Origin of the sequence: Leptotrichia shahii (genome assembly GCF_008327825.1) — a bacterium.
Taxonomy (GTDB): Bacteria; Fusobacteriota; Fusobacteriia; order Fusobacteriales; family Leptotrichiaceae; genus Leptotrichia; species Leptotrichia shahii.
On the sequence record NZ_AP019827.1, the window covers coordinates 325,379 to 348,979 of the forward strand.

At 28.6% G+C, this 23,601-nt stretch carries 33 protein-coding genes; 1 reads left to right on the forward strand and 32 read right to left on the reverse strand.

From position 1 onward, the window contains the following. Positions 1 to 703 precede the first annotated feature (703 nt). From F1564_RS01550 to F1564_RS10245, 5 genes are all read right to left on the reverse strand, one after another. Positions 704 to 1,000 carry a type II toxin-antitoxin system YafQ family toxin gene (locus tag F1564_RS01550; protein ID WP_018450944.1) on the reverse strand — a complete coding sequence of 99 codons (297 nt, stop codon included), beginning with the start codon at positions 998 to 1,000 and terminating at the stop codon, positions 704 to 706. Then, on the reverse strand, positions 990 to 1,268 hold the full coding sequence (locus tag F1564_RS01555) for a type II toxin-antitoxin system RelB/DinJ family antitoxin (protein WP_018450943.1): 279 nt from the start codon (positions 1,266 to 1,268) through the stop codon (positions 990 to 992). Before F1564_RS01555 ends, F1564_RS01550 begins: the two co-directional genes overlap by 11 nt. A gap of 1,046 nt (positions 1,269 to 2,314) precedes the next feature. Continuing rightward, positions 2,315 to 2,458 carry a hypothetical protein gene (locus tag F1564_RS10075; protein ID WP_018450942.1) on the reverse strand — a complete coding sequence of 48 codons (144 nt, stop codon included), beginning with the start codon at positions 2,456 to 2,458 and terminating at the stop codon, positions 2,315 to 2,317. Between the two features lie 250 nt (positions 2,459 to 2,708). Next, positions 2,709 to 3,074 carry a site-specific integrase gene (locus F1564_RS10240; protein ID WP_018450941.1) on the reverse strand — a complete coding sequence of 122 codons (366 nt, stop codon included), beginning with the start codon at positions 3,072 to 3,074 and terminating at the stop codon, positions 2,709 to 2,711. A 136-nt stretch (positions 3,075 to 3,210) separates the two neighbouring features. Then, positions 3,211 to 4,065, reverse strand: a complete 855-nt coding sequence (locus tag F1564_RS10245) for a hypothetical protein (protein WP_018450940.1) — start codon at positions 4,063 to 4,065, stop codon at positions 3,211 to 3,213. 114 nt (positions 4,066 to 4,179) lie between these two features. Between F1564_RS10245 and F1564_RS01570 the strand changes: the two genes are divergently transcribed. Then, positions 4,180 to 4,515 carry a helix-turn-helix domain-containing protein gene (locus F1564_RS01570; RefSeq protein WP_018450939.1) on the forward strand — a complete coding sequence of 112 codons (336 nt, stop codon included), beginning with the start codon at positions 4,180 to 4,182 and terminating at the stop codon, positions 4,513 to 4,515. 258 nt (positions 4,516 to 4,773) lie between these two features. Here F1564_RS01570 and F1564_RS01575 read toward each other — a convergent pair whose 3' ends face one another. The 27 genes from F1564_RS01575 to F1564_RS01695 all read right to left on the reverse strand — a co-directional run bounded on the left by F1564_RS01575 (position 4,774) and on the right by F1564_RS01695 (position 23,565). Further along, entirely contained in the window at positions 4,774 to 5,100 is a 327-nt protein-coding gene (locus F1564_RS01575; protein ID WP_018450938.1) for a type II toxin-antitoxin system RelB/DinJ family antitoxin, read from the reverse strand. 320 nt (positions 5,101 to 5,420) lie between these two features. After that, complete coding sequence (locus tag F1564_RS01580; RefSeq protein WP_018450937.1) at positions 5,421 to 5,654, reverse strand: IS30 family transposase; 234 nt, start codon at positions 5,652 to 5,654, stop codon at positions 5,421 to 5,423. Next, a complete protein-coding gene (locus tag F1564_RS10145) occupies positions 5,590 to 5,775 on the reverse strand; it encodes a hypothetical protein (RefSeq protein ID WP_169333547.1) in 186 nt (61 codons plus the stop codon). The genes F1564_RS01580 and F1564_RS10145 overlap by 65 nt, the downstream gene beginning before the upstream one ends. A gap of 85 nt (positions 5,776 to 5,860) precedes the next feature. Continuing rightward, positions 5,861 to 6,646, reverse strand: a complete 786-nt coding sequence (locus F1564_RS01585) for an ABC transporter ATP-binding protein (RefSeq protein WP_018450936.1) — start codon at positions 6,644 to 6,646, stop codon at positions 5,861 to 5,863. A 92-nt stretch (positions 6,647 to 6,738) separates the two neighbouring features. Then, the gene (gene leuB / locus F1564_RS01590) at positions 6,739 to 7,797 is read right to left on the reverse strand and encodes a 3-isopropylmalate dehydrogenase (RefSeq protein WP_018450935.1); all 1,059 of its coding nucleotides are present in this window, start codon (positions 7,795 to 7,797) and stop codon (positions 6,739 to 6,741) included. A gap of 21 nt (positions 7,798 to 7,818) precedes the next feature. Next, positions 7,819 to 8,346 carry a hypothetical protein gene (locus F1564_RS01595; protein ID WP_018450934.1) on the reverse strand — a complete coding sequence of 176 codons (528 nt, stop codon included), beginning with the start codon at positions 8,344 to 8,346 and terminating at the stop codon, positions 7,819 to 7,821. Positions 8,347 to 8,452: 106 nt separating this feature from the next. Then, the gene (locus tag F1564_RS01600; RefSeq protein ID WP_018450933.1) at positions 8,453 to 8,707 is read right to left on the reverse strand and encodes a type II toxin-antitoxin system RelB/DinJ family antitoxin; all 255 of its coding nucleotides are present in this window, start codon (positions 8,705 to 8,707) and stop codon (positions 8,453 to 8,455) included. 105 nt (positions 8,708 to 8,812) lie between these two features. Beyond that, positions 8,813 to 9,271 (reverse strand): hypothetical protein, encoded by a 459-nt coding sequence (locus tag F1564_RS01605; protein ID WP_018450932.1) that lies wholly within the window; start codon positions 9,269 to 9,271, stop codon positions 8,813 to 8,815. 34 nt (positions 9,272 to 9,305) lie between these two features. Beyond that, a complete protein-coding gene (locus tag F1564_RS01610) occupies positions 9,306 to 9,563 on the reverse strand; it encodes a hypothetical protein (RefSeq protein WP_018450931.1) in 258 nt (85 codons plus the stop codon). A gap of 120 nt (positions 9,564 to 9,683) precedes the next feature. After that, positions 9,684 to 9,818, reverse strand: a complete 135-nt coding sequence (locus tag F1564_RS10455; protein ID WP_269473397.1) for a hypothetical protein — start codon at positions 9,816 to 9,818, stop codon at positions 9,684 to 9,686. Positions 9,819 to 9,861: 43 nt separating this feature from the next. Further along, a complete protein-coding gene (locus F1564_RS10200) occupies positions 9,862 to 10,563 on the reverse strand; it encodes an alpha/beta hydrolase family protein (RefSeq protein ID WP_197737470.1) in 702 nt (233 codons plus the stop codon). 433 nt (positions 10,564 to 10,996) lie between these two features. Continuing rightward, positions 10,997 to 11,761: a class I SAM-dependent methyltransferase gene (locus F1564_RS01620; RefSeq protein WP_018450928.1), complete on the reverse strand. Its 765-nt coding sequence runs from the start codon at positions 11,759 to 11,761 to the stop codon at positions 10,997 to 10,999. Between the two features lie 119 nt (positions 11,762 to 11,880). Continuing rightward, positions 11,881 to 12,255, reverse strand: coding sequence for a hypothetical protein (locus F1564_RS01625; protein ID WP_018450927.1), 375 nt, complete (start codon positions 12,253 to 12,255; stop codon positions 11,881 to 11,883). Between the two features lie 199 nt (positions 12,256 to 12,454). Beyond that, on the reverse strand, positions 12,455 to 13,261 hold the full coding sequence (locus tag F1564_RS01630; RefSeq protein ID WP_018450925.1) for a DUF2262 domain-containing protein: 807 nt from the start codon (positions 13,259 to 13,261) through the stop codon (positions 12,455 to 12,457). 34 nt (positions 13,262 to 13,295) lie between these two features. Beyond that, positions 13,296 to 13,766: a hypothetical protein gene (locus tag F1564_RS01635; RefSeq protein WP_232053384.1), complete on the reverse strand. Its 471-nt coding sequence runs from the start codon at positions 13,764 to 13,766 to the stop codon at positions 13,296 to 13,298. Between the two features lie 86 nt (positions 13,767 to 13,852). After that, the gene (gene leuD, locus F1564_RS01640; RefSeq protein WP_018450923.1) at positions 13,853 to 14,428 is read right to left on the reverse strand and encodes a 3-isopropylmalate dehydratase small subunit; all 576 of its coding nucleotides are present in this window, start codon (positions 14,426 to 14,428) and stop codon (positions 13,853 to 13,855) included. A 205-nt stretch (positions 14,429 to 14,633) separates the two neighbouring features. After that, complete coding sequence (gene leuC, locus F1564_RS01645) at positions 14,634 to 16,052, reverse strand: 3-isopropylmalate dehydratase large subunit (protein WP_018450922.1); 1,419 nt, start codon at positions 16,050 to 16,052, stop codon at positions 14,634 to 14,636. A gap of 66 nt (positions 16,053 to 16,118) precedes the next feature. Beyond that, positions 16,119 to 16,793: a Fic family protein gene (locus F1564_RS01650; protein ID WP_018450921.1), complete on the reverse strand. Its 675-nt coding sequence runs from the start codon at positions 16,791 to 16,793 to the stop codon at positions 16,119 to 16,121. Positions 16,794 to 16,820: 27 nt separating this feature from the next. Next, positions 16,821 to 17,660 (reverse strand): YwqG family protein, encoded by an 840-nt coding sequence (locus F1564_RS01655; RefSeq protein ID WP_018450920.1) that lies wholly within the window; start codon positions 17,658 to 17,660, stop codon positions 16,821 to 16,823. A gap of 19 nt (positions 17,661 to 17,679) precedes the next feature. Next, the gene (locus F1564_RS01660; RefSeq protein ID WP_018450919.1) at positions 17,680 to 18,525 is read right to left on the reverse strand and encodes a metallophosphoesterase; all 846 of its coding nucleotides are present in this window, start codon (positions 18,523 to 18,525) and stop codon (positions 17,680 to 17,682) included. Between the two features lie 66 nt (positions 18,526 to 18,591). Continuing rightward, entirely contained in the window at positions 18,592 to 18,972 is a 381-nt protein-coding gene (locus tag F1564_RS01665) for a RidA family protein (RefSeq protein WP_018450918.1), read from the reverse strand. 102 nt (positions 18,973 to 19,074) lie between these two features. Next, complete coding sequence (locus F1564_RS01670) at positions 19,075 to 19,917, reverse strand: metallophosphoesterase (RefSeq protein ID WP_018450917.1); 843 nt, start codon at positions 19,915 to 19,917, stop codon at positions 19,075 to 19,077. Continuing rightward, positions 19,892 to 20,347: a hypothetical protein gene (locus tag F1564_RS01675; protein ID WP_018450916.1), complete on the reverse strand. Its 456-nt coding sequence runs from the start codon at positions 20,345 to 20,347 to the stop codon at positions 19,892 to 19,894. The genes F1564_RS01670 and F1564_RS01675 overlap by 26 nt, the downstream gene beginning before the upstream one ends. 74 nt (positions 20,348 to 20,421) lie before the next feature. Next, positions 20,422 to 20,613: a PspC domain-containing protein gene (locus tag F1564_RS01680; RefSeq protein WP_018450915.1), complete on the reverse strand. Its 192-nt coding sequence runs from the start codon at positions 20,611 to 20,613 to the stop codon at positions 20,422 to 20,424. A 26-nt stretch (positions 20,614 to 20,639) separates the two neighbouring features. Next, positions 20,640 to 21,002 (reverse strand): hypothetical protein, encoded by a 363-nt coding sequence (locus F1564_RS01685; RefSeq protein ID WP_149201882.1) that lies wholly within the window; start codon positions 21,000 to 21,002, stop codon positions 20,640 to 20,642. Between the two features lie 14 nt (positions 21,003 to 21,016). Further along, positions 21,017 to 21,583: an NAD(P)H-dependent oxidoreductase gene (locus tag F1564_RS01690; RefSeq protein WP_018450913.1), complete on the reverse strand. Its 567-nt coding sequence runs from the start codon at positions 21,581 to 21,583 to the stop codon at positions 21,017 to 21,019. Between the two features lie 686 nt (positions 21,584 to 22,269). Continuing rightward, positions 22,270 to 23,565, reverse strand: a complete 1,296-nt coding sequence (locus F1564_RS01695; protein ID WP_018450912.1) for a DNA cytosine methyltransferase — start codon at positions 23,563 to 23,565, stop codon at positions 22,270 to 22,272. Between the last annotated feature and the right edge of the window lie 36 nt (positions 23,566 to 23,601).

The window sequence follows — 23,601 nt, forward strand, 5'->3', positions numbered from 1 at the left end:
CTATTTGCGTTTTTATAGGCTGTTCTAACAATAGGCCCATTTGTTATTAGCTGTTACTTAAATTTAAGTAGTAGCTTCAGCGTTATTCTTTGTGAAGTATGTAGGTAAAATATTTTACTCACATCATTTTTGAATAGGTCTGCGGAAATTTCAGCCAACCCCAATACGATAACTTAAATTTAAGGTTTCATAAAAATTACTACAAATTACTACACAAAAATACCCCTCCTGAAATATTAGGGGAGCTTTTACCTGATATGGAAATTTTTCGCATCAGCTTTTATAATTTGATTCCGTAATTTTTTGGAGTGAAATTTTTATAATTTATATTTCAACACTTATTCTTAAAATCAATTTTAAGGTGGCTAGCGTTTCGCTCACGTTCGTTTACAAACAACTATGTCTTGGTATATTTTGGCTCTTAAATCGCTTTATATTTATTGCTGATTAGTAATATTTTGTGTTATTTCCGTTTTTATGTCCGTTTTAGTAAATAGAAAAAATGTTTGTAAGTACCTAAATATAGGGTATTTATAGATTTCCTAGATAAAAAAAGCGGAACGGACATTAATTTAAAAAATAATAGTGTGCGTAAATTAATTGGGACTCGCTAGACCCACAGGGCAAAAAAATCTCTCCAAAGTACCTTTTCATTTTTGCATAAAAAAATCACAGCTAAATTAATAACTGTGATTCGTTTATCTTATCCAAATAGGTCGCTGTGAGTTCCTGTATCTGTTAATAACAGTATCAAGCCCTTTTCTGTTATCTTGTATATCAATAGCCAATCAGGTGCTATATGGCACTCACGATGTCCTACATAGTCTCCTATCAAAGAATGGTCTTTATTCTTTTCAGGTAACTTCTCCCCTTTTGCCAGCATTTCTATAACTTCATTTAATAAACTTGTATTATATCCACGTCTTTCTACACGTTTCAAACTTTTGCGAAATTGTTTAGTTGTATGTATCGAGTATATCATTTTATCATTATTCTTCATTTTCCAGTATGTCCTCTATCATTTCTTTTGCTGACGAATAACCTTTACCCATATTGCCAGTTCTTTCCATTTCTTCCGCCTCTTTAATAGCAGCCAATAACTCTTGTCTTGGGCGTGGATTCCTAATTTCAAAAGGTATCTTCTGTTCTTTTATTGCCTGTTTTAAGAATATGTTTATCGCTGTAGTTAAGTTCATTCCTAAGTCCTTAAATAACTCCTGTGCTTCTTTTTTAGTAGTATCATCTATATTTATAGTTGTTGCACTCATTTTTATCACTCCTTAAATATTTATATTATATATATATTATACACTTAAAATATATAAAAAGCAATAAAAAAGTCTGAAATTTTACATCAGGCCCATTTATTTAAGTTCAATAATTTTATTTCCAACGTTCGTTCGCTTTTGGCTGTATTTACTGAAAATTTTTGCAATCTCTCGTGTTTCCTTGTTATCTATTCAACCACTTATCATTATTGCTCTCGTCTACTGTCTGCACCATTTATATTTTTGGTGCATTTTTTTAGAATTTGGTGCAAATTTTTCCGTGATTTTCCATTTTTTTGTAAGACCTTTTTATCTATTCAATCGTTTATAATTTCTAGCTTCGTTTGTCTATTGCACCATTTATATTTTTGGTGCAAAATTTATTAATTTGGTGCAGTGTGTATATACCGTTATTTATATATTCCTGTATAATTTGCAACCTTTTTAAGTGGGTGCATTTTGGTTACTTTTTGGTTTTTACTGCCACTTTTTGCCATTATTATTTGGTTTTGGTTACCGTTTCAATATACCATAATTACAGGCTTATTTGATGTTTTGCACTCTTTTATAAAGGGGTGCATTTTGAAAAAAAGTGGGTGCATTTACTGAAATTTTTTGCAAATATTTTCATTTTTGGTTGTTACCTTTAATCCTTATTATTACTGTGTTCTTTAGCATTTTGCAACCATTAAAATTGGTTGTGTTTTTGGTTACTTTTTGGTTGTATTTCCAATTCTAATTGGTTGCATTATTAAATTTTTATGGAGTAGTACCATTATGAAATACACTACTAGCCTTTGGATTGGTAACATAATTATACCATATTTTGCATAGAATTTGAATCAGCTGGAAAATAATTTATATCAAAAAAGGACTACTCAAATTTGAATAATCCTTTTTTTTATTAGCTAGATTTTTCGTTTTAAAATTGCAAAAGTAGTGATATTTTTATTGGTACTCGCAAACCCCCATAAATAGCGACTTCGTTTTTTTACTTTTTGAGGTTAGACCACGGTTAGACCAAAATGAAAATTTTACCCCCATTTTTAATGGCTTTCTCTTAAAAAAGTAGTTTTTTCTTCAAAACTCCTTTTTAAATATGCTATCACAAGGGTAGCATATTTTTTTTGCCATTTTTTTACAAAGTAAGGTAATACAGTACCAAAAAGGTATTCTATTACCTTTTTCATTTTTTATGATTTTCTATTTTTTTGTAATTTTTTATAAAAAGGTACTCATTTACCTTATCCGTTGGACTAGCGTTGGACTCCAAATTCAATGCCTGCAAATTATCAGTTTTGTTGGATCAACTTATAGTTTTAATTTACATCATTTAAAAATTTGATGTTGTCCATTGATACAGTCAATTCCTCGATGTCTGATTGAATATAGTATTCGTTCTTAGTGCTGATGTCCTCGTGTCCTAGTATATCGGTTATATTAAACGCTATTTATTTTTTGATTGTTCATAAAGGTTGCCAATGTCTTTCGGCAATCGTGTGGCTTATGGTTCATTTCTAACTCTTCCAGTGTTTTATAAAATTTTTCCCTGAAATAATTTGTACATATCGGCTTGTTTTCCTTTTTCTTTTTCTCAAATACCCATTTTTTGTTATATAGCAAATATTCAGTTGGACTGCTCTCATATAGTCCTTTCACTAGCTGAAATATATCCTTGTGTATAGGTATTTGTCTATGTTTCCCTTTTTCCGTCTTATTTCCACCAAATATGATTCCATTTATCAAGTCAACATTCTCTTTTTTTAAATTAACAGCTTCCCCAATCCGCATTCCTGTATAAATCATAATTAAAATGTATTCTACCCAATCAATTTTAATATTATCCCACAGTTTTTTAATATCATAACCAGTAAATATATTTATTTCTTTTTCATTTCTCTCTCTCCTATCTATTTTATTAAATTTTCATTTAATACATATTTTAAAAATTGGAAACATAATTGTAAAAATATCTAAGTGTTTTACTATTTTCAGATCCAATTGCATTATATCTAACACAATTTGCTGTGTACCAATTCATTACATTATCTTCATCCGAAAGATTAGAATTATTAACAAAACTTGAATCTGATTTTTTTATAAATCTCAAAAGAGCAGCTGATAAATCAGGTCTGTTACCACTATAAATTGCAGGAAAATTAACGTGATTTCTCCCTATGTTATGACATACTTCATTTGAACCAAAAAAAGTATTGAAATTAACTCTTATATAAACACCTTCTTCTTTAGTTATGTTTATTCCATTGGATGTAATTGTTTGAGATTGTTGTGAACGTGTTCCTGTTTCCTCTTTTCTATTAATATTAGACTGTTGTTGTGTTTGTGCTGATTGCATAGTTTGAACAGAAGCCATATTTTGACTTTCCATTTGCCTTTTTAATCGTTCTTCCTGTTCTGTTTCCAATTTTGCTATTTTACCCTGCATATTTAAGATATAGAATATTCCACTAAAAAGTATAATTGCAGATAATCCAATTATTACTCCAATTAAAATTTTAATTGTCTTATTGTTATTTCCTTCCATTACTTCCATTTTCTCCTTAACTTTAAAAATGATTTTTCCAAATAGCAAATTAATTATCAAAAAAATATCCAAAAACTCAACATCACTCAACTCATATTCTTTCCTAATAAATTTCATTTCTTCAATAGTAAAATTACTAGTTCCATTTATTTTTCTTGAAAATGCTGAAAGAGTTATTTTTAATTTATGTGCAAGTGTTTTATTGTTGTCTTCGTGTAAACTCATTTTCGATTTTAAAAGATTTTTTCTCATTTTAAATCTCTTATCCTTTGCTAATTAGTAAAATGATTATATCATAAATTAAAATTTTATCAAGATTAATTCAATTAAATTGATAAAATATATTGATTTTAAAGGAGAATTACTATGGAAAATGTAGGAAAAAGATTAAAGAATTTAAGGGAAAAGTATAAATTTTCTTTGGAAGAAGTGGCTAGAAAGATAAAATCATCTGTTGGAACTATTTCACGATATGAAAATAACGAAAGAAAAATAAATAGTGAGAGTTTAATTAAGTTATCTAATTTATATAATTTATATAATGTTTCACCTGAATACATATTGTATGGTACTGAAAAAGATTATAATGATTTAGAATCAAATATCGTATCATTTTTTAAGAATGAAAATATAAATATTGAAGAAAAAGAGGAATTGTTTAATAAAATTCAAAATGCTTTTTTTAAGGAAAAATTCAAATAAAATCAAGAAAATGATAACGTGTGTTTTAAGAATGAATTATTAAATTTATGGGACTGCTTTTTGGAGTAAGTCCCTTTTATTATTCGCTCGTATATCCGTGTAATAGCCTTGTAGCATTCGTTAAAAAATTTTTTGGATAAATAACCTTTCCTTGAAATGAAAAAGTCTACCAGAACGATACTAATTGATTTTTTTAATTTATATAAAATAATTTCAAGAAAAAATCACGGCTAAATTAATAACTGTGATTCAATCAGTTTATCCAAATAAATCGCTGTGAGTTCCTATATCTGTCAAATATAACAAAAGTTCATCATTTTCCAGTATGTCCTTTATCATTTCTTTTGAAGAAGAATATCTTTTTCCCGTATTGGGATTTTTCTTCATTTCCTCTACTTCCCTTAATGCTTCTAATAATTCTTGACTTGGACGTGGATTTCCAATCTCAAAAGGTATTCTTTGCTCCTTTACTAATTGTTTTAAAAATACATTTACTGCTGTACTCAAATTCATTCCCATATCTTTTAACAATTCTTGGGCTTCTTTTTTAGTATTCTCATCTATATTTATAGTTGTTGCACTCATTTCTATCACTCCCTAAAATTTATAATATATGTATATTATACATCCAAAATATTTAAAAATCAATTATTATTTAATAAAAAATACCACTCAAATAGTGACTCTGTGGCTGACGTTCTTACATAACACTTAAACTTTCATTCAGTTATCACAGATATACAGCATAAATATTCTTATCTACAATATAGTTATAAAAAAAATGCAGAGGTCAAGATTTTTCATTTCATAATTTTTTTATAACAATTTATAAACAAATTAAATTAACGGTTGCTAATTTTCTTACCTAAATTACAATATTAATTGCAACATTTTACCAAATTTTTTTAAAAACTAATTTCATGTAAAAATTTTTCAAATGGTGTTGCATAGTTTAAACATTTTCTTGGTCTTGAATTTATTAGTATCAAGGTTCTTATCAAGTCTTCTGTATCTACTTTTGATATATTAGTATTCTTTGGGTAAAATTCTCTTAGAAGACTGTTGCTGTTTTCATTACACCCTCTCTGCCACGAGCAATAAGGATCTGCAAAATAGAAATCTATTCCCAGCTTCTCCACTTCTTCCTAGCATGAAAATTACTTGCCCTTGTCTGATAAAAGTCTTAAATGCTTCTTTGGGAATATTGGTTGTCAGATATTTTATTGTTTCCAGTATTGAATTTTTACTTCTATTTGCCATCTTTATTGCTACACAAAATTATAAAAAAGGAGTAAAATTTTCAAATATTTTAATCTTTTGAAAAATTTTTGCTCCATAATTTTTATTATTTCACAATCAACCAAGGCCTCTCATTTTCCCAAACAATTTTTATTGGCATTTCGAACATCTCCGACAAAATTTTATCTGTCAAAATATCTTTTTTTCTTCCTTTTGCAAAAACTTTTCCATCTTTCAAAAGAGTTATATGAGTTATTGCTGGAATCACTTCCTCAATTTGGTGTGTAACATAGATAAATGGAATAGCATTTTCATTTTTAGAATTTTTTTCTAAGACTGACAATAAATATTCTCTTGATTTTACATCCAATCCTGAACATGGCTCATCCAAAATCAGCAAATCTGGTTCATTCATAAATGCCCTTGCAAGTAATGTCCGTCTTTGCTCACCTTGCGACAATGTTGCAAAATATTTGTCCTTGATGTATGTTATTCCAAAATCTTCGATTATTTTTTCAGCTTTTATTCTGTCTTTCTCTGTTACTTCCTGATAAATTCCAATCGAATTGAATTTCCCAGAAATTACAACATCTTCTAGTTTTTCGGAATTCAATGTACTCAAAAAATTATTTAAAGTAGAACTTACAAAACCTACTCTATCTCGAATTTTTGTCCAAGCATAATTTCCAAATTTATGACCAAAAACTCGCATTTCTCCTGAAGTTGGAAAATTATAAGCCGGAATCATTCCCAAAAGAGTGGATTTACCGGAACCATTCAGCCCCAGTAAAGCCCAGTTTTCTCCTTTATTTATGTGCCAGTTTATCCCTTTTAAAATTTCTCTGCCTTCCCTCTTGAAAGTTATGTTTTCGTAATGTAAAATTTCTTCCATAAAACTTTCCTTTCTTTTTTGCTATTATTTATAAAAATTATTTTTTCAATCATTTACATGAAATTAATTTTGAGGAAATTTAAAAAATAAAATTATATTCTATTAGCAATTTCAGTTCCCATTTCAGCCGTTCCAACTTTTTTCATTCCATCAGTATAAATATCCACTGTTCTGAATCCATCTTGCAACACTTCTTCGATTGCTTTTTCAATTGCATCTGCTTCTTTTGTCAAGTTAAATGCGTATCTTAACATCATTGCTGCTGATAAAATTGTTGCGATCGGGTTTGCTATGTTTTGTCCTGCGATATCTGGTGCTGAACCGTGGCTTGGTTCATAAAGTCCAACTTTTCCATCTCCTAAACTTGCTGATGGCAACATTCCAAGTGATCCTGTAAGCATTGAAGCCTCATCTGACAAAATATCTCCAAACATATTATCTGTCAAAATTACATCAAATTGTCTTGGATTTGCAATCAATTGCATTGCAGCGTTGTCCACATACATGTGAGAAACTTCCACTTCTGGATAATCTTTTGCAAGTTCATTTACTGTTTTTCTCCACAATTTTGAAGTATCTAAAACATTGTGTTTATCCACACTTGTAATTTTTTTTCCTCTTAATTTTGCAATTTCAAATGCTTTTTTTGTGATTCTTTCAATTTCCCCTTTTGTATATGGCAATGTGTCGACAGCTTTTTCATCAGAATATTCTCTAGGACCAAAATAGATTCCTCCTGTAAGCTCTCTAACTATCATTACATCTAGCCCTTCTCCAATTATTTCATCTTTCAATGGACTAGCACTTTTTAATTGTTTAAACAGAACCGCTGGTCTTAAATTTGTGTAAACTCCCAATTCTTTTCTTATCGCAAGAAGTCCTTTTTCAGGTCTTTTATCAGGCTCAACATTATCCCATTTAGGCCCTCCAACTGATCCTAACAAAATCGAGTCACTCTCTTTACAAATTTTCGCAGTTTCTTCAGAATAAGGAATCCCATATTTATCAATAGATTCTCCTCCCAAATATCCTTGCGTATACTCAAATTTATGCCCAAATTTTTCTCCAATTCTATCCAAAACTTTTACCGCTTCATCAACGATTTCTGGACCAATTCCATCTCCATTTAATACTGCAATTTTATAGTTCATTTTTGCACTTCCTTTCTTTTATTAACAAATATTTATTTCTTTTATTTTTTTATTTAAAGAATCCCAAACAACAGTAAATAACTCATGTATAAAAAATTTACCTTCGTACATATTGACTATTATTTCCTCATATTCCACATCAATATCAATTTTTTCAGATTCCAACAACTTTTTTAACATTTTTTTTGTAACAATTTTTTTCTGCAAGATTTTTTCTGTATCATTTTTTCCAATTATTTTCAATAATTTCTTTTTTACATTTTCTATTCCATAAAATTCTATATGTTTCAAAATTATTTTTGGCATATCTTCTGAAGGTTCAGAATTATTCATAAGGCATTCTATAATTGTATCTTTAGTTTTTTCCAAATAATAATCTATCTCATTTTCCAATAAATTATTTGCTTTCGATATTATAATTTTTTTTGTAAATTTTGACTCATTGTCCCAAAATACAAAAACTTTTACTTTGTGATTTCTCCATATAATTTCTTTAAATTCTCCATCTTCAAATATTTCTGTTGATTTCCAATCTACATAATTTTCCATTTACACCTCTTTTGACTAACTTTATTCTGCTATACCCTCTTCCCACTAAAAATATCTTGAGATTTCCTACATTGTCTCAAGTGTTTCTTTAATTGAAATTTTCTCATCATTTTTGTAAGTCTTCTATTAGCTCATCTACACTATCAAAAGTTTTGCTTAATCCGATACCTTTTTCAACTTCATCCAAAACCTTTAAAGTTTCTTCATTTGGAACTTTCAACTCAAACGGAATTCCCTGCTCCAAAATACACTTCTTCAAAAATAGATTCATAGCAGTACTCATATTAAGCCCCATTTTCTTAAACAGAGTTTCTGCTTCCTTTTTCACATTTTCATCAACTCTTGCTGTTACTGTAGCCATTTTTACCACTCCTTTGTAATACTTTTATTACACAATGTAATTATATTACTAAATGGTGTAAAAATCAATATTTTAATTAACTTTTTCAAAAAAAATTTACTTTTTTCATTTTTTTAAATCTATTAATCTATTTTCTATCAAATAATTTATATTTTCAACTACCCAGTTTTTATTAAATCTAAAAAAAATATCAATTCTAAAAGCTTTACTTTCATTATCTAATTTAAAATATAATTTATATCTCATTATTTTTTTTACTAATTTTAAAACCTTTACTTTTTCCCGAGGGATTATTTTCCTCATTTTACCTATATTCGAAAGTTGTATTCCTGAAGGTATTTTTAATGTTATATCACACGAAAATATTTCTATGTTATCTTTCTTAAATAAAACTATAATACTTTCTCTTAAATCCTTGTTAAAATCATAAATAAGATTTTTATCAAAAAACAATTTTATAAAATTGTTTTCAGGAAAAAAACATAAATAATTTCTGTCATACTCAATATTATTTTCGTTAAAATAATTTTCTATTATTTTATTCCATTCTTTGATAGTTCGCATAATTTTTATCTCCTAGTCATATGAAAATTTTTTGCTAGATCCAAGCATACTTCAACTCATAGCACTTTCTGTAATAATTCCCTTTAACTGAAGTTTCAAGATTTTTATTTCTTCTAAAATTTCGTTTGCAATTTTTTTTGTAAAACTGATAAGCTCTCTTACACCAGCCACTTCTTCTCCAGCTGACTAATTCTCCATTTTTTACAAACACATCAAATGGTAAATCTTTTGAACTTATTTTAGAAAGTTTTTCTTTTTCTCGCTTTCTATACTCAATTCCTTTTGACCACATAGACATCTCCTTTTTTTCAGATTATATCTGAAACTTGAAATTTATTTTCTAACTCGTATTTTCTACTTTTACATCGATAATTTTTCATTTTCAATCAAATTTCTAAAATTAAATTATCTGCTATTTAACAATATTTTTTGAAATTTTTTCCAAATCCTCTGCTGTAAACTGAATATTCGTTTTTGCCCCTGTATCAGCCAATATTTTTTGTGCGATCATTGTTGTTTTTTCTGTTGCCCAAAAGAAATCTGGCAAGGACCCACTGCAAAAACTGCTCTAAATCCTTTTGAATATTCACTTAATAAGACTGCTTTTGTCCCGCCTGTACTATGCCCAAGAGATAAATTCTGTTTGGATCAACATAAGGAAGTGATGCCACATATTTTCTGGCTTCTTCCAAGTCTTCAATTTCCCCATAAAACATTTCATATTTTCCAGGATTTGCATTTTCTCCTCTAGCACTTGGTATTGCAAGTACAAAATCATCTCTTTTAAATGCATCTGTTCCTTGATAATTATTTTTAGGTGATTCTTCATCCCAGCCAAACTCACTATCTCCAATTCCACCAAATCCAGCGTTTAAATATATAATTGCAGGATATTTTTTCCCATTATTTTCTTTTGCTGTAATATACATTGGCATTTCTCCTAATTTTGATGGATAATTTACCAATGAAAACTTGCTGTTTTTAGGCGGAATCCCTGGTTTCCCATATGGCACAAATTCCGTTTTTTGCCCATCGACAATCTTTGTCTTAAAATTTTTATGAGCCTCTTCCAATGTTTCTCCATATGTTTCAAAATCAAAACTATTGTCAATTTCATTTGCTATTCTACTTTTTCTTAATTTTCTCTGTATTATGTATTTTAATAAAACGACAGGATTAAGGCTATACGATAATTGTAATTTATAGTAATTTACCCACTCTATCACAGCAAATATCCAAATAGCAAAAGAGATAATCATTGTAAAAAACGTACTGTAATTTAATATTATCACTAGGACTCCCATGCATAGCAAAATTACATTTAATATCTTTAGTTTATTGTAAATCTTGCCTGTATATTTTGCAGCAAATCCTGATTTTGAAATTCTTTTTATCAAAATACACCAAAAAATAGAGCCTTGTACAAGAATAAAACTTAGTATAAATAAGGAGAAAGAAATAGAAATTAGAGATTTTGTAGTAGTAATTAATTTTTTGAACAGAAAAAAATTTATCCAGAATACTACTACCGCCACTAATTCTCCAACAGCTAAATTAGTCAATTTTTGTTTCAGAGTTTTTTTCAAATTAACAATACACCTCCAGCTTTATTGTAGATATTTTCTCAGAAATCTATTTTTTCTTTTCTTTGTAAACTGGGATTTTTAGATTTTAACCCTTAAGGAAAATAAAATGGGCTATTCTCGTGAAGTATGTTCTATAACATTATAGTTTAATGCAGAGTGTAGCTATATAGTCATTTCCATAACGTGATAATCTATGTCTTTTATCACATGATTCATAAAAATCTATCATTGCGAGACCATTTTTAAGTTGTCCTCTAATCTGAGTTTCTAAGGTATGGCTAAATTCATATCCATATTCTGGATTTATGGTTATCTTACCTTCCTCTTCAAGCTCTTTTGAATTAAAAGGTATTGAAAACTTTAAAAGTAATTCCTCATCGGGTTTGTCCCATACAATGTCAGCATCATACATGTATATCCAAGGATTCATAAATCCGACCATCAACAATCCACCCTTTTTCAATACTCGAGAGGCTTCTTTATACATGTTTTCTAAATCTTCTATATATACATTTGAAACCGGATTAAAAATAATATCAAAAGTTTCATTTTCAAATGGAAATGGTTTTGTCATATCACCTTGAACTGTGTTGATTTTTAAGCCTTCTCTTTTAGCAACCATATCATCTCTTTGTAATTGTGATTTAGAAAAATCCATTATGGTTACATCATAACCTTTTATAGCAAAAACTGGTCCCTGCTGTCCACCACCACAAGCTAAACCTAATATCTTTTTTCCGTTTGCTTTTTCAAACCATTCTTTTGGAACTTTTTTCCCAACAGTTAATGCAACAGAAATTGGATTATTTCTAACTTCTTCTAATTCTTCATGTGTCAATGGCTCAGTATAGTCATTTGTTACATTATTCCATCTATCTTCATTTAATTTTATATAATTATTCATCTTATAATCTCCTCGTAATTTTATACTATTTCAATTTAAGTTGGATGTGTTGCCATTATATTTTTCTCACCTCTACAAATTCCAATTTGACACACTGTAGATGATCCTCATTTTATATACTACATTTGAAATGCCGTTATCCAAAAACATATTCCGGCTATAAGTGAAAGAGGAGTCATAACATATTTTTCTTTCCTACTTTTTGAAATCATGTTCATAACAGTATTCAAAAATAGATAAGCGGCAAAGAAGAAACAAATATATTTAGTAACCTTAAAAGACAGCCACAAGGAAATAAAACCTCCGGCTTGCAAAATAATTATCATTGCAAAAATTTGGATAGCCACTGAAATGACTGCCATAACTCTAAATTTCTTAGGTAAGATTTTATGTTGTCCACCCATTGTAAATTCGCCCAGAGGTAAACCGCAAACAACAAGAACTGTCATAATTGCTATAACGCCAAATAATACTGCACCTAATATTGAAAACATAAATCAATATTCTCCCTTCGCAAAATACAAAAAATTTCAGTTACAAATTCAAAATTTCTTTCTTTTTTAATTAATACCATAAACAAAATTTTTATCATACTCTATCCCATTTTGTTTAAAATATTCTTCCACTTTTAATTGTCTTTTTGACTTTTCTGCCATCTTTTAAATTTTTCTTTCTAATTTTTATTCTATTATTTCAATAAATAACTTCTTCCTCAGCAATATCATTAACATAATTAACCTTTTTAGTCAATTTCCCATCCTCATCATAGAATTTCCAAATTCCCTCTTTTTTTCCAGATTTATAATTTCCAATTGCCGCTAATTTGTGATTCTTCTTATAATAAAGTTTTGTCAATCCTTCTCTTCTTGATACAAAAAAACTACTAGCATCTGCATAACCTATTTTAAATTTTTCACGAAGAATTGAAGAAAACTCGTCATTTAATTCTAAGTCAGTGACAAATTCAAAAAGATCATCAAAACTTGCAGCAAAAAATCCCTTATCAATATTCCCTTTTAACCAAATCCAGTTATCCCCCACAACTGTATAATCATCAGCTACTTCAAAATAAAAATTTCCTTCACTTGTTATCTGAATATTATCAACAAAAATATAATTTCTATACTTATCCAATGGAAATACTTTTGTTTTCCATATTCTTTCTGCTTCTTCTTTTGTAAAATCGTCTTTTAAAATTTCAAATAACATATCATAGCAAGTTGGATACTCTGGAAATACTCCATCATTAAAAAAATCATCATTCAGCACATCATAAAAATACTTAACCATCGTATCTTTCACTTTTTTATTCCATTCATCCTGATTAAGATACAATTCTTCCAAAATTTTAAACATTTTTTCTTTTTCAAGTTCAACATTATCACATTTTTTGGAAATTGTTAGACTTACTCGTATTTCTTCACCTTTCCAAATAACTTTCCCATACCATTCTTTAAAATAACTGCTATGTGAACTTTCTCGAAAATCCTGAATTTCCATATCTGATTTTCCTTTCTAAAAAAATTTAAGAAAGTTAGCCCATATAATACTCGTCTATTTCACCATTAAAATTACAACAAGCATAAAACATTTTATCAACAAAAAATAATTTTTCATGCATAGCTATTGTAAAATTAGAATTTTCTTCTACCTCACCATAATCAATTACTATTTCTATTTCATCATTATCAAGCAACTTTTTAAACGCTTCTTTCTTTAAAAAATAATTTTTCATAATTTTTTCTGTATCTTCTTTTCCAATAATTTTAAGTAATTCTTTTTCCACTTCTTCAATACTATTTGTTTCATAATAAATTTCAGCATATTCTGGTTTTACCCATTTTTCTTCATTAAACCAGTCAACAAATTCATCAGCAAACAAATTTTTACACTTTTTATCCCAGTATTCTTTCTTTTCTAAAATTTTTTCAACCATTTCTTCGATTTTTATTTCATCAATTTCCTCTTTATCAATGTCATCTTCACCATTACAGTACAATTTCATTTCTATTTCATGATTTATCCACATCACTTTACGAGTATGCTATCCATCTATGACTTCCCAATTTTTCATTTTTACTCCTTTTTTAACTACTTATGACTTTCCTCATATTTTCTAATCTCATCTTCATGCTGCAAAGTCAACCCAATCGAGTCAAGCCCTTTAAGCAATCTTTGTTTCCAGCTTTCTTCCAGCTCAAAAACATATTCTTTTCCATTCGCAATCAATTTATTATTTTCCAAGTCAACTGTAACCTTCGTATCTCCAGGCAATTTTGATAATTCGATTCTATCTGCTTCTGGCAATGTTATTGGCAAATGTCCGTTATTTAACCAATTCATGTAAAAAATTCCCGAATATCCTCCCGCCACGATTACATGAATTCCATAGTCTTGCAATGCCCAAGCAGCATGTTCTCTACTTGATCCACAACCAAAATTTTCTCCAGTAATCAAAATTGTTCCATTTTTGTATTCTGGCTTATTCAAATTAAAATCCATATTGTCAGATCCGTCTTCGTTGTATCTCCATTCATCGAAAACATGTTTTCCAAATCCTGTTTTTTCAATACTTTTCAAGTATTGTTTTGGAATTAATTGATCTGTATCTATATTGTTATTCATTATTGGAACGATTGTTCCTTCATATTTTGTAAATGGTTTCATATTTTTCTCCTTTATTTTTATAGTTATTTCTAAAACTCTAAGAACTGCAATAAATATTGTATTTTTTATGTTTAATTTTCTTGTTTTTCTCAACTTTCTGACAAGGGGTCTTGACCCCTTGCCTTAGAACATTTGTTTTATCAAATCTTAAATATGTATAGTTTTCAAACATGTCTAATATATCGTTTCCTTTATACTAAAATTTCTATTTCACTTCATCCAATTTTCTAACATCCACAAATTTTCCATAAATTGCCGCTGCTGCTGCCATTGCTGGACTTACTAAGTGAGTTCTTGCCCCTTTTCCTTGTCTTCCTTCAAAGTTTCTGTTGGAAGTTGAGGCACAGTGTTCTCCACTTGGGATTAAGTCTGGGTTCATTCCTAAGCAAGTTGAGCATCCTGCTTCTCTCCACTCAAATCCTGCGTCTTTGAATATTTGTGCAATCCCGTTTTCTTCAGCTGCTTTTTTAACAACTTGTGATCCTGGAACAACTACTGCTGTGATATTTGGAGCAACTTTTTTCCCTTTTACAATTTTTGCTGCAATTTCTAAGTCTGCTAATCTTCCATTTGTGCAAGATCCGATAAATACATGTTTTAATGGAATGTCGTAAGGAGATGCTCCTGGTGTAAGTCCCATGTAGCTGTATGCTCTTTCATAGTTTACATCTTTAATTTCAGGGAATCTTTCACTTATTCCAATTCCCATTTCAGGATTTGTTCCCCAAGTTACTTGTGGTTCAAGATTTGAAACATCAACTTTTATGTATTTGTCAAATGCATCTACAGAATCTGTGTACAATTCTTTCCATTCAGCCACTTTTTTATTAAATTCTTCGCCTTTTGGTGCAAATCTTCTTCCTTTTACATACTCAAAAGTAATTTCGTCAGGTGCGATAATTCCTGATTTTCCTCCTCCTTCAATTGCCATGTTACAAATTGTCATTCTTCCTTCCATTGACATATTTCTTATTGTATCTCCAAAAAACTCAAATGCATATCCATTTCCAAGCCCAATTCCGTAAGTTCTAATAATATGCAAAATTATATCTTTCGCATAAACACCTTTTTGTAATTCACCAGTTATTTCAATTCCCATTGTTTTTGGTTTCTTTTGCCAAATTGTCTGTGTCGCCAAAACATGTTCCACTTCACTTGTTCCAATTCCAAATGCCAAAGCTCCAAAAGCTCCATGAGTCGCAGTATGGCTATCTCCACAAACTACAGTTTTTCCAGGCTGTGTCAACCCTTGTTCAGGTCCAACCATATGCACAATTCCATTATTTTCATTAAACATGTCAACCAATTCAATCCCAAATTCTTTACAGTTAGCTGACAACGCATCCAACTGTGCCTTTGAAACTTTATCTTTAATATTCATTCTGTCAGCCATAATTGTTGGCGTATTGTGATCCATTGTTCCAAATGTCAAGTCAGGTCTTCTAACCTTTCTCCCTGCAATTCTCAATCCTGAAAATGCCTGTGGCGAAGTAACCTCATGAATCAAATGCAAATCAATATACAAAAGTTGTGCTTCCCCAGGTTCTCCCGTAATCACATGTTTTTCCCAAACTTTATCAAACAATGTTTTTGGTTTTTTCGCTTCATTTTTAATTTCTGACATTTTTTCTCCTCCGATTTTCTCTCCAAATTTTTTATTTATATTTTTTTAATTAATTTATTAATCTATTTAAAATTGTTCCATTCGTTTCTTTTCAAATTCTTGCAATTCCTTCACTTTATCTAAAATAATATCTGCATTTTGTTCCCTTAAATAGTTCATATACAATGCTCTATCATTTTTTTCAATCACAAACGGACTTATATTTTCCTGAAAACACAAATACAGCATAATCAGCCTTCCTGTTCGCCCATTTCCATCGCTAAAAAGATGAATTCTCTCAAATTCTATATGAGAATTTAATATTTCTGACAACTTTTCATCATCATTTTTACACAATTTCAACCGATAATTCAAGTTTTCAATCCAATTTTTTGTAAGAACTGGCGCTTGACTTGGTGTAGAAGTTTGAAAATCTGCACCAATTATTGCATTACTGCTATTTTTAAAATTTCCAGCATTATCATTTAACCTATCTAAAATTTCCTTATTTATATTTTTTATCATATAAATATCCAAATTTTGATCATTCGCAAGTTTATTCAACATATAGTCAATCGCCCTTTTATGATTCAAAACTTCAAAAACTTCACGAACACTCTTACTTCCAGGTATTGTACTATCTAAAATAATCGTAGCAGTTTCATTTAGTGTCAATGTATTTCCTTCGATAGCATTCGAGTGATGCGTCATTCTTACTGATAAATCTAAAAAATACTCATAATTTATTGTTTTTATATCCATCTTTTTCAACTTTCTATTCTTATAAAATTAATAACAATCCCAGTTGTAAAAAATATCTGAAAAATCTTTATTTTTCAACTTTTCACGATTAATAAAGAAATTCATCACTCCACAATCTCCAATCATAATTTCCCCTCCACTGTCAATTTGAAATAGCAAAGTATCGTATTCTTTCAATTGTTCTTCATCTCTTGGCTCAAATTGTGTAAAAAATGGAAATCCATTACATTTCGTTCCGCCATTTTCCCCATTAGAATTACTTATGAATATTCCCTCAACTTTTTGATACAATTTTTCTTTTTCACCTACATCAATATTTTTTTCTTTTAACACTTCTTCAAATAACTTTTCCAAAAGCGTATAATCGAAAGTTTCTTTTTCACTACTTTCCAAAGAAAAATTCATTTCACAAGGCTTATTTGCTATTTCTAAGTTTCCTGAATTTTCTCTATAAGGATTGTACATTTTCTTAAACTCAACTTCCGAATGATAATCTTCAATTTTTTCATAATAAATCACATCAAAACCATCTCGATTTGTATAATCGTCAAAATCCAATCCCAGCAAATCTTCTCCCAGAATCCAAAACTGCAAAATCCCCTCTTTTGGAAAATCTTCTAGACCTTTTAAGTCAGCACAATTTATCTGTGCAAGAAACATAAACTGTTTCCCTTCTGAATTTGTTGGAATTTTACTCCCTTTTGGAATATATGGAATTCCTTCAATTTTACTGTCTGTTATTTTTATTTCCTTTGAAGCATTAACTGAAGCAGATGCAACTTTCATTTCTTTTGCTGTTTCTTGATATTTTTTTTCTATTTTTTCAAAAATATCTTTTGCTAAAATCTTTAATTTTTTCTCTTCCATTCTACACCTCTTCCAAGTTTTATTTAACTTTCTTCAATTTCAGCACCACAATTTCAGGTTGTGCAAAAAATCGAATAAACATCTCAAAAGCTCCACCACCAACACCTGAAGTAGTATAAATCTTATGTCCATTATATTCTTTTAATCCATATCCATATTTCCAAGGATGCTTAATTTCTGCCCACAATATCAATCCAAACAATGTTATCTGTCCACCATGAGTATGCCCTGCCAAAGTTATATCTGACCTTTCCTTCTGTTCATTTGTCATTTCTTCAAAATAATCAGGATTATGTGTGATGAAGATATTAAAATCATCTTTTTTTATACCATTAAGTGCCTTCTGTGCATCAGGTTTGCCTTTTAGTAAATCGTCAACTGCTGAAATGTAGATACTCTGGTTATTTACTGTTATTTTGTCATTTTTATTTACCAACACTTTGTACCCAAGGCTTTTCAGTCCAGCCATATTTTTTTCCACAGAATTATAATCATGATTCCCCAAAATTGCATAAATTCCATATTTAGGCTTTTCTAACTTTTCCATTCCTTTGTAAAATCGTGGAATTTTACCAGTCCAGTTAGTATAGTCACCACCCAGAATTATAATATCCTTTTCCTGCTTATTTATCAAATCAATAATCCTGTCAAGTTGCTTCTGATTAAATCTCGCATAAGTATCCAGCTGAAAATCTGCCGCAAACACAATTTTCTTTCCATCAAATTCTTTTGGAATATCTTTTGAGGCAATTTCTATTGTTCTAACCTTAAGTTGTGTATATTCATAATGTGCATAAATTAGGCAGATTATAAAAAATATTGCTAAAATTCCTAAAACTGAAAATACTGTTTTTTTAGTTATCATAAAATTTTCCTTTTTATTTGTTTTTTTTCTCTCTGATTTTAGAATTTATAATTTTTCATTTATTTCCTAATCAAAAACTGCACTTACTTCTATTTCTATCATCAATTCCTTATCAATTAATGAAGACACCTCTACCATTGTTGCAGCTGGTTTAATATCCCTAAAAAATTCTCCATGTGCTTTTCCATATTCTTCCCATTTTGAAATATCTGTAACAAACATTCTTGTTCTAATAACATTTTCTAACGCCAATCCTTCCTTTTTAAGAACCTTTTTTATATTTTCAAGAATATATTTTGTCTGTTCATAGGCATTTCCTGCTGCATAAGGCTTTCCATCCTTGACAGCTGTTGTTCCTGCTATTTCAAAAATATTTCCTATCCTTACTGCTCTCGAATATCCTACAATGTCCTCCCATGGAGAATTTCCGCTTATATTTTTTCTCATTAATTTAATTCCTTTCAAATTCTCATACTTCTCTTATTTTTTCAATAATAATATTCATATTCTGGCTTATCAAAAAGATTATAATAAAATTTTATTATTTTTTTATCCTCTTTTAAGTTCAAAAATCACAATCTCAGGTTGTGCAAAAAATCGAATAAACATTTCAAGAAAGGCCCCTCCTAGCCCTGAGGTAATATAAATTTTATGTCCGCCATACTCTTTCATTCCATAGCCATATTTTTTCTTATCTTTTACTGCCGACATAATAATTTTTCCAAAGAAAGTAACCTGTCCGCCATGAGTATGCCCCGCAAGCGTCATATCTGCCTTTTCCTTCTCATTCTCTGTCATTTCCTCAAAATATTCTGGATTGTGAGTCAAAAACAATACAAAATCTTCTTTTTTTGTACCTTCAAGAGCTTTTTTCGCATCAGGCTTTCCATGCCACAAATCAGCCACTCCTGCAATATATATTTTTTCATTATTTATTGTTATTTTTCTGTTTTCATTTGTAAGAAGATTAAATCCAAGTTTTTTCATATTTTCAGCAGTTTCCTTTTCACCTGGATACTCATGATTTCCGTAAATCGCATATACTCCAAGCTCGGGAATTTTAATATTTTTAGCATCCTCATAAAACTTAGGAATATTTTTCTCCCAAGTCGCATAATCTCCCCCCAGCAATATTATATCCTTTTTCTGTGCATTTATCAGCTCAATCGCCTTTTTTTCCTGAACTCGATTAAACCGTGTCATCGTATCATACTGAAAATCCGCTACAAACAGTACTCTCTTACCATCAAATTCTTTTGGAATATCTTTCGACTTTATCTCAATCGCCTTAATTTTAATATGCCTATACTCATAATGAGCATCAATTAAAAATATCACAATTAATACTACAAAAACCAACAAAAATTTAATAATCCAACTTTTTGCCTTCATTTTTTCTCCTTCTAAATAAATTAAACAATAACCCCAAATAAAAGTATAAATTTTTCATTCCCATATAAGCTCCAAATCCTGCTATCATGAAAAATGTAAAAAATATACTTTCTCCCGTTTTATCAAGGGATGTTATGTATTTTAATACAAAAAAAAGTATCACCGCTTTTATTGTTACTATAATTAATGGAGGGATTAACAAACTTTTTTTATCTACTTTTATTTTTGAAATTAAATAAGTAAAAATCAAACTAATGATGATAAAAATAATTTCTTCTAGTGAAAATAATCTTTCTAAAATCCACTCATTTTTTATATTCAAACTTGTTAAAAAATCATAAATGCTATTATTAAACCTTATAATCACCAAAACAATATCAAAAAATATTAAAAATAGCAAGTAGAATAACCAAAAAAATACTTTTTTCATTTTTATTCTCCACCTAATTTTTTATTTAGATATTTAAGAATTTCAAAAATCAAATTCTTTTTTTCAAAAATATTTTACTCATTAGTATTATCATCAAGAACTATCGCACAAATAATATAAGCCAGTAGACCCGTTCCTGCACAAAAAATCAAAACAAGCCATACTATTCTTACAATACTTGAATCAATATCAAAATATTCTGCAATTCCTCGGCATACGCCTGTAAGTTTTCTATCTTTTACTGATTTGTACAATTTCTTTTTCATAATATAAAACTCGTTATTTTATGTAATTACGACCTTAAAAAAATATAAATCAATGTCATAAAAATTGAAACTATAAAAAAGCCAAATACTTTCCAATATCTATAATATAAAGTTTCACACAAAGCATACAAATTAAAGAAAATTAATGATAAAAATAATAAATATTCTTTTTCTTTAAAGAAAGATGCTATTCCTGTTATAAGAAACAGACATCCACTTAAAAACATCAACATTACTTTTAATTTAAGTTGCAAAATTGTGATTTCTTCAGGTAATTCTCTATGCTGTAATTTAGCCTTCATTATTTTATCTTTCCCAAAAAGGTAATAACCATTTGTCATAATTTCTATTAAACCGAAAATTACAATTATAATTTTAAATATAAACATTTCTCCTCCTTTTCTCATTTACTCACAAATTTTCCAACTTTTTCAAGAAATTCCTTCCTATCTTCATCTTTACCTTTTGCTTTAAAACTATAATGAATCCATTTCGTTTTCTTTATCCCAATTCCACCAAAATTAGCCTTTTTCATAGTAATTCCAAATCCTGTAATATTCAGCAAAAATTTTGGTGCTGTAGCAGTTGTAATCATTTTTGCCATTTTTATGTTAGTTAGAACACCCTTTATTCCAGTTTGTGTACTTTCATAAGCAAATCCTTTAGTCATAACTTTGTCAAAAAATCCTTTTAATATTGCAGGCATTGACATCCACCAAATTGGAAATACAAGTATCAGTTCATCAGTATTTTTCAATATTTCCTGATATTTTTCCACCAAAGGATCAATACTTTTCCCTTGTGAATACAAAGACAATTCTTCTTCTGTCATTACAGGATTAAATTTATCCTTATTCAAATCTATAACTGTATATTTTTCTTTTGTTTCATCAAGTTTTTCCATTACTTTATCTAAAATTGCCTTGTTAAAACTTCCTTTCCATGGATGTGCAAAAACTATTATTTTCATTTTTATTTCCTTTCTTCCTTTTTTGTTTTTTTATATCTCATACTTTATTTTTGATTTCTCATTAGTCAATTTTTCTTCATTTTTCTTTTTCTGTAGTATATTTATAACTAGTTGTATTAAAAATACATACCTAAAGAACATATTTATTTTACTGTAACTTCTAGAAATAACTAGAAATAAGAAGATGAATATTCCTCCTTACTCCCATATTATTGCGTGTTAAATCTAATAAAATGATAGTTGTTCATCCATATAATAATATTTATTGTCAGGATTATTATTAAGATTACAAAGCTTTTGATTTTTATGTTCATTTTTGAGAAGAAAAATGTAAAAATTAAATTATGTGTAATACATATATTTACTCAAAACTAAACCCATTAATTAATTAGATTTATAAGATCAAACTCTAGTCATTTCTCCCTCACTATCAAATAAAATAAAAATATTTTTACTTTTTTATTATAAACTTATTTCTGTTTAAAATCTTTATATACAAAAAAGTCAATTAGACTTTGTCTGAAAACTCGAAATTTATGTTATTTTTAATGTTTCTTATTTTAAAAATTACATTAAAATTAACATTTATTATTTTGGGTTTTGAAAAAATTTATTAAAAATTTGTCATTTTGAAAGTTTTCAAACACACCCTAAATTTGTTTTTTTTGTTTTTAATCCATATTTATTTATTTTAAAACTTTATATATTTCAAATGCAATAGCTTTTGCCAATAATGGTGGAACTGCATTTCCAACTTGTGTATATTGAGGAACTTCATTTTTTCTTGCTTTTCCACCAGTAGTTCTTTTTCCATAAAACACAAAACTATCATCAAATGATTGAAGTCTTGCAAATTCTCTAACTGAACATATTCTATTACAAATAGGTAAAATTAAGTCATCAGGCAAAGTTAAGATTGTATTACTTGGTTTATCTAAATATAATTTTATTCTTGAATTTTTTTTAGTAACTATCAAATCCAATAATTTCTTCTCCTTTGAAATATTTTTACACTTTTTTACTATTTCCGACTTTGAAGTAGTTAATCTATTTGATAAATATTCCAATAAATTAGGATATTTAATAATTTCCAATCCATCTTTTATTAGTCTTTTCCTTAACTGTGAATTACTTTCTCCTTCATTTAAAAGAGAAAATCTTTCTTCTATATAGTTATAATGTTTTGAAAGTTCATTATTATACTTCTTTTTTTCTGAAATTGTTTTATTAGTTACTATATTTTTTGTTCTTCCTTTTTGAGAAGATTTTTGATATTTCTTATTATCTAATTCATAATTTGTTAAATCTGATATTGCTTCTCTTAAAGTAATTTTTTGTTGAATTTCTTTTGGATATTTAGGTTTTTTCATATCATTTCTAAAACCAATTAATATTAATCTATGTCTATTTTGAGGAACCCCATAATTTGAGGCATTTAATATTCTTGGTTCTAATAAATTATATTCTACTTTTTTTAATTCATTTTCAATTATATCTATAGCATTTTTATTTTTATAAATTTCATTATCAAAATCAGATACAAAACTTTTAAATTTTATATCAATTATTCCTGGAACATTTTCAAAAACTAAATATTTTGGTTTTATTTCATTTATAACCCTTAAATATTCTTTAAACAATAAATTCCTATTATCATTTTCTTCTTGCTTTCCTGCTCTACTAAATCCTTGACAAGGTGGTCCACCAAAAACAGCATCAATCTCTATATTTTTATTCTCTTCAAAGTCTTTTAATTCCGAAATTATTCTCTTTATATACGTTCCTGTTATATTCTTTATATCCCCAACTTCAAGCCAAGTATTCTCACCTTGGACTAATCCCAATTGTTCATGTCTTTTTCTATATGTTTCAGAAGCATCTTTACTTATTTCATTTGAAAAAATAATATGAAATCCTGCTTGTAAAATCCCTTCACTCATCCCTCCTGCTCCACAAAATAAATCAATTACTATTGGTTTCATATATCCTCCATTCTCTTTATTTAGGATAACATTTTT

What these genes read in the sequence shown, in the direction of transcription:
- F1564_RS01550 (WP_018450944.1), bottom strand. Translation starts at nt 1,000, where the DNA reads ATGAAGAATAATGATAAAATGATATACTCGATACATACAACTAAACAA.
- F1564_RS01555 (WP_018450943.1), bottom strand. Translation starts at nt 1,268, where the DNA reads ATGAGTGCAACAACTATAAATATAGATGATACTACTAAAAAAGAAGCA.
- F1564_RS10075 (WP_018450942.1), bottom strand. Translation starts at nt 2,458, where the DNA reads ATGAAAAAGGTAATAGAATACCTTTTTGGTACTGTATTACCTTACTTT.
- F1564_RS10240 (WP_018450941.1), bottom strand. Translation starts at nt 3,074, where the DNA reads ATGATTTATACAGGAATGCGGATTGGGGAAGCTGTTAATTTAAAAAAA.
- F1564_RS10245 (WP_018450940.1), bottom strand. Translation starts at nt 4,065, where the DNA reads ATGAGAAAAAATCTTTTAAAATCGAAAATGAGTTTACACGAAGACAAC.
- F1564_RS01570 (WP_018450939.1), top strand. Translation starts at nt 4,180, where the DNA reads ATGGAAAATGTAGGAAAAAGATTAAAGAATTTAAGGGAAAAGTATAAA.
- F1564_RS01575 (WP_018450938.1), bottom strand. Translation starts at nt 5,100, where the DNA reads ATGAGTGCAACAACTATAAATATAGATGAGAATACTAAAAAAGAAGCC.
- F1564_RS10145 (WP_169333547.1), bottom strand. Translation starts at nt 5,775, where the DNA reads ATGGCAAATAGAAGTAAAAATTCAATACTGGAAACAATAAAATATCTG.
- F1564_RS01585 (WP_018450936.1), bottom strand. Translation starts at nt 6,646, where the DNA reads ATGGAAGAAATTTTACATTACGAAAACATAACTTTCAAGAGGGAAGGC.
- leuB (WP_018450935.1), bottom strand. Translation starts at nt 7,797, where the DNA reads ATGAACTATAAAATTGCAGTATTAAATGGAGATGGAATTGGTCCAGAA.
- F1564_RS01595 (WP_018450934.1), bottom strand. Translation starts at nt 8,346, where the DNA reads ATGGAAAATTATGTAGATTGGAAATCAACAGAAATATTTGAAGATGGA.
- F1564_RS01600 (WP_018450933.1), bottom strand. Translation starts at nt 8,707, where the DNA reads ATGGCTACAGTAACAGCAAGAGTTGATGAAAATGTGAAAAAGGAAGCA.
- F1564_RS01605 (WP_018450932.1), bottom strand. Translation starts at nt 9,271, where the DNA reads ATGCGAACTATCAAAGAATGGAATAAAATAATAGAAAATTATTTTAAC.
- F1564_RS01610 (WP_018450931.1), bottom strand. Translation starts at nt 9,563, where the DNA reads ATGTGGTCAAAAGGAATTGAGTATAGAAAGCGAGAAAAAGAAAAACTT.
- F1564_RS01620 (WP_018450928.1), bottom strand. Translation starts at nt 11,761, where the DNA reads ATGAATAATTATATAAAATTAAATGAAGATAGATGGAATAATGTAACA.
- F1564_RS01625 (WP_018450927.1), bottom strand. Translation starts at nt 12,255, where the DNA reads ATGTTTTCAATATTAGGTGCAGTATTATTTGGCGTTATAGCAATTATG.
- F1564_RS01630 (WP_018450925.1), bottom strand. Translation starts at nt 13,261, where the DNA reads ATGGAAATTCAGGATTTTCGAGAAAGTTCACATAGCAGTTATTTTAAA.
- F1564_RS01635 (WP_232053384.1), bottom strand. Translation starts at nt 13,766, where the DNA reads ATGAAATTGTACTGTAATGGTGAAGATGACATTGATAAAGAGGAAATT.
- leuD (WP_018450923.1), bottom strand. Translation starts at nt 14,428, where the DNA reads ATGAAACCATTTACAAAATATGAAGGAACAATCGTTCCAATAATGAAT.
- leuC (WP_018450922.1), bottom strand. Translation starts at nt 16,052, where the DNA reads ATGTCAGAAATTAAAAATGAAGCGAAAAAACCAAAAACATTGTTTGAT.
- F1564_RS01650 (WP_018450921.1), bottom strand. Translation starts at nt 16,793, where the DNA reads ATGGATATAAAAACAATAAATTATGAGTATTTTTTAGATTTATCAGTA.
- F1564_RS01655 (WP_018450920.1), bottom strand. Translation starts at nt 17,660, where the DNA reads ATGGAAGAGAAAAAATTAAAGATTTTAGCAAAAGATATTTTTGAAAAA.
- F1564_RS01660 (WP_018450919.1), bottom strand. Translation starts at nt 18,525, where the DNA reads ATGATAACTAAAAAAACAGTATTTTCAGTTTTAGGAATTTTAGCAATA.
- F1564_RS01665 (WP_018450918.1), bottom strand. Translation starts at nt 18,972, where the DNA reads ATGAGAAAAAATATAAGCGGAAATTCTCCATGGGAGGACATTGTAGGA.
- F1564_RS01670 (WP_018450917.1), bottom strand. Translation starts at nt 19,917, where the DNA reads ATGAAGGCAAAAAGTTGGATTATTAAATTTTTGTTGGTTTTTGTAGTA.
- F1564_RS01675 (WP_018450916.1), bottom strand. Translation starts at nt 20,347, where the DNA reads ATGAAAAAAGTATTTTTTTGGTTATTCTACTTGCTATTTTTAATATTT.
- F1564_RS01680 (WP_018450915.1), bottom strand. Translation starts at nt 20,613, where the DNA reads ATGAAAAAGAAATTGTACAAATCAGTAAAAGATAGAAAACTTACAGGC.
- F1564_RS01685 (WP_149201882.1), bottom strand. Translation starts at nt 21,002, where the DNA reads ATGTTTATATTTAAAATTATAATTGTAATTTTCGGTTTAATAGAAATT.
- F1564_RS01690 (WP_018450913.1), bottom strand. Translation starts at nt 21,583, where the DNA reads ATGAAAATAATAGTTTTTGCACATCCATGGAAAGGAAGTTTTAACAAG.
- F1564_RS01695 (WP_018450912.1), bottom strand. Translation starts at nt 23,565, where the DNA reads ATGAAACCAATAGTAATTGATTTATTTTGTGGAGCAGGAGGGATGAGT.